We start from the raw sequence: 2,943 nt of genomic DNA on the forward strand, positions 1-2,943 counted from the left end.
GCTTTTGTTCCAGTAAGAATATCAGTTCTTGCAAAACCAAGATGGGTCGTTAGCTCAGTTGGTAGAGCAGTTGGCTTTTAACCAATTGGTCGAAGGTTCGAATCCTTCACGACCCACCACTTTTTTTATATTCCCTCAATTCAGACTTCCAGATAATCCAACCATTCCACATCTCTCATAGACTAAAACTACCCATTAGTTCTAAAGGCTTTTAAATGCCGACCGTTGGATTTGTTCCAGTAAGAATAGCGGTTATTGCAAAACCAAGATGGGTCGTTAGCTCAGTGACTCTTTGTTAAATCAATAGCAGCAGTTGGCTTTTAACCAATTGGTCGAAGGTTCGAATCCTTCACGACCCACCACTTTTTAGATAGTGGCTAAACAATTTAAATGTTACACCAAGATGGGTCGTTAGCTCAGTTTCTCTTTGTTAAATCAATAGCTGCAGTTGGCTTTTAACCAATTGGTTAAAGGTTCAGATTCTTCACGACTCACCACTTTTTTTATATTCCCTCAATTTAGACTTCCAGATAATCCAACCATTCCACATCTCTCAAAGACTAAAACTAGCCATTAGTTCTACAGGCTTTTAAACGCCGACCGTTGGCTTTGTTCCAGTAAGAATAGCGGTTATTGCAAAACCAAGATGGGTCGTTAGCTCAGTGACTCTTTGTTAAATCAATAGCTGCAGTTGGCTTTTAACCAATTGGTCGAAGGTTCGAATCCTTCACGACCCACCACTTTTTAGATAGTGGCTAAACCATTTGAATGTAACACCAAGATGGGTCGTTATCACAATGACTCTTTGTTAAATCAATAACTGCAGTTGGCTTTTAACCTATTGTTCGAAGGTTTGGGTTTCCCGCGGCCCAGCACTTTTTATTCCTTTAGTTAGTTTTCTATCCGCAAAAACCATTTTGTAATAATATATCTCATTATCATTTAATGAGACTTGAGTAGCGTTCAATGGCAATAACTCAACGAATCTAAGATGGCTTAAAAGTCAAATGAGTTTTATTACTCTTTATTAAATGACTCTTTGCAGTAGGTTTGTCATTGGTTTTTCCAGTGTTTGATGTCTTATAAAATCTCTCATTGTTATTATGGGTATTTTTATTGAATGTTTGCGAAACGGTAGATATTCCCAATATCACGACTCCAACCTTTAGTTATCGTACTCAACAAGATCTGCTGGCGATAAAACTAAACTTTTCGTTTCGCACTAGTCGATTTATTAGTTTTTGCTTGTCTACTTTTGTCTCATAGACCTATTGCTAATGTTATCTGGTTGTTAATTGGCTCATATTGCTCAAGATTAGAACAATATCAATAGGGAGATAACAATGAAAAAGCAAAAGCTAAGTCTTTATGTTGCAGGTGCGTTATTGGCTATGAGCGGGGGAGCTCAGGCTGCAACAGATATGACTTTTGGTGGCTATATTAAAGCCGATGTGATGTTTAGTGATTATGGCAATGGGGCGCCTGACTCAGGCTCGTTATCTCGTCAGTTCTATGTGCCAGGAACAATTTATGGTACGACAGGTAATGGTAAGCAAGTTGTCGACTTTCAAGCGCGTGAATCGCGTTTTAATTTTAAGACCGTTACTGATGTTGAAGGACATAAACTAACCGGGTTTATTGAACTGGATTTTATGACGCATACCGATGGTAATGAACGAGTATCTAATAGCTACTCTCCACGTATCCGTCATGCATTTATGAGTTATGACAATTGGACTGTAGGGCAAACGTGGACCACTTTCCAAAATCCTGGCGCTTTACCGGAAAATCTAGACTTTGTCGGTGCAGCAGAAGGAACACCGTTTGTTAGGCAATCACAACTGCGTTATACCAACGGTAATTGGCAGTTCTCAATTGAAAACCCTGAAACTACTGTGACGCCATTAGGCGGCGGTGGTCGAATTACTAGTGGCAGTGGTGTGGTTCCTGATTTTGTTGGACGTTACAATTTTAGTGCTTCTAGTGGTTCGACATTTTCAGTTGCAGCAATTGTAAGGCAATTAGATTTAGAGCAAGTTGTCGGTACAACAACGTACGACACCTCTGAGCTAGGTTATGGTGTCAGTGTTGCGGGTGTTATCCCCGTCGGTAAAGATGACCTCAAATTTACTGCTACTTATGGAGAAGGGCTAGGTCGTTATATGGCGCTAAATTATGCCAACGCTGGCGTACTTGATACCAATGGCGACATTCAAGCGATTAAATCGTTTGGTGGTTTCGTGTCATATCGTCACTGGTGGTCGGAGCAATGGCGTTCAAGTGTGACATTCTCAGGTTTTAGCGCAGATAATGATGTGGCGCTCACTGGCGGTTCAGTTAACAAAGAGGCTTACTCTGGTTATGTTAACTTATTGTTTTCACCTTCAAAGCCACTGACATTTGGGGTTGAGTTTATGCATGCCTTAAATGAACGTGAAGACGGTACCGATGGTGATTTGAATCGCATTATGTTTTCGGCGAAATATGCTCTTTAGTATTTGAGCTGATAAAAAAAGGCAACCAATAGGTTGCCTTTTTTTTAGCGTAAACGCTTAGTTGAGCAAATTATTTTGACGAACATAAGCTTCGAATTCGGTACAACCACCAATAGGTTTTTCATCAATAAAGATTTGTGGAACAGTTTCTACTGTTTTACCCACACTTTTTGATAAGTCTGCTTTAGTGATGCCTTCGGCATGAATATCAATATATTTGAATTTAAAATCTTCACTTTGTGCCGCTAATTTTTCTGATAATTCAACAGCTCGAACACAATATGGGCAACCTGGGCGGCCAAAAATAAGTACAAACATGGTGACTTCTGTTTAATGATATGGCCAATTTATACCATAAGTACTTTTCAAATCATAATTCAACGCAATTAATTTTGTTTTAATCCATATCGAGTTTATATTTGCCTTGATTGTCAAAAAATGAATCCAC

The 2,943-nt window shown here is 39.3% G+C and carries 2 protein-coding genes and 4 tRNA genes; 5 read left to right on the forward strand and 1 reads right to left on the reverse strand.

Annotated features, from left to right (window positions below; all coding sequences use genetic code 11):
* Positions 1-43: 43 nt before the first annotated feature.
* The 5 genes from H5202_RS19820 to H5202_RS19840 all read left to right on the forward strand — a co-directional run bounded on the left by H5202_RS19820 (position 44) and on the right by H5202_RS19840 (position 2,495).
* Positions 44-119: transfer RNA gene (locus tag H5202_RS19820), tRNA-Lys, on the forward strand.
* 151 nt (positions 120-270) lie between these two features.
* Positions 271-362, forward strand: a tRNA-Lys gene (locus H5202_RS19825).
* A 43-nt stretch (positions 363-405) separates the two neighbouring features.
* Positions 406-497 (forward strand) — tRNA-Lys (locus H5202_RS19830).
* A 151-nt stretch (positions 498-648) separates the two neighbouring features.
* Positions 649-740 (forward strand) — tRNA-Lys (locus tag H5202_RS19835).
* 603 nt (positions 741-1,343) lie between these two features.
* Positions 1,344-2,495, forward strand: coding sequence for a DcaP family trimeric outer membrane transporter (locus tag H5202_RS19840; RefSeq protein WP_182773580.1), 1,152 nt, complete (start codon positions 1,344-1,346; stop codon positions 2,493-2,495).
* 57 nt (positions 2,496-2,552) lie between these two features.
* Here H5202_RS19840 and H5202_RS19845 read toward each other — a convergent pair whose 3' ends face one another.
* Positions 2,553-2,813, reverse strand: coding sequence for a GrxA family glutaredoxin (locus H5202_RS19845; RefSeq protein ID WP_182773581.1), 261 nt, complete (start codon positions 2,811-2,813; stop codon positions 2,553-2,555).
* Between the last annotated feature and the right edge of the window lie 130 nt (positions 2,814-2,943).

It is taken from the genome of Shewanella sp. SG41-4, assembly GCF_014164505.1.
Classification (GTDB): Bacteria; Pseudomonadota; Gammaproteobacteria; order Enterobacterales; family Shewanellaceae; genus Shewanella.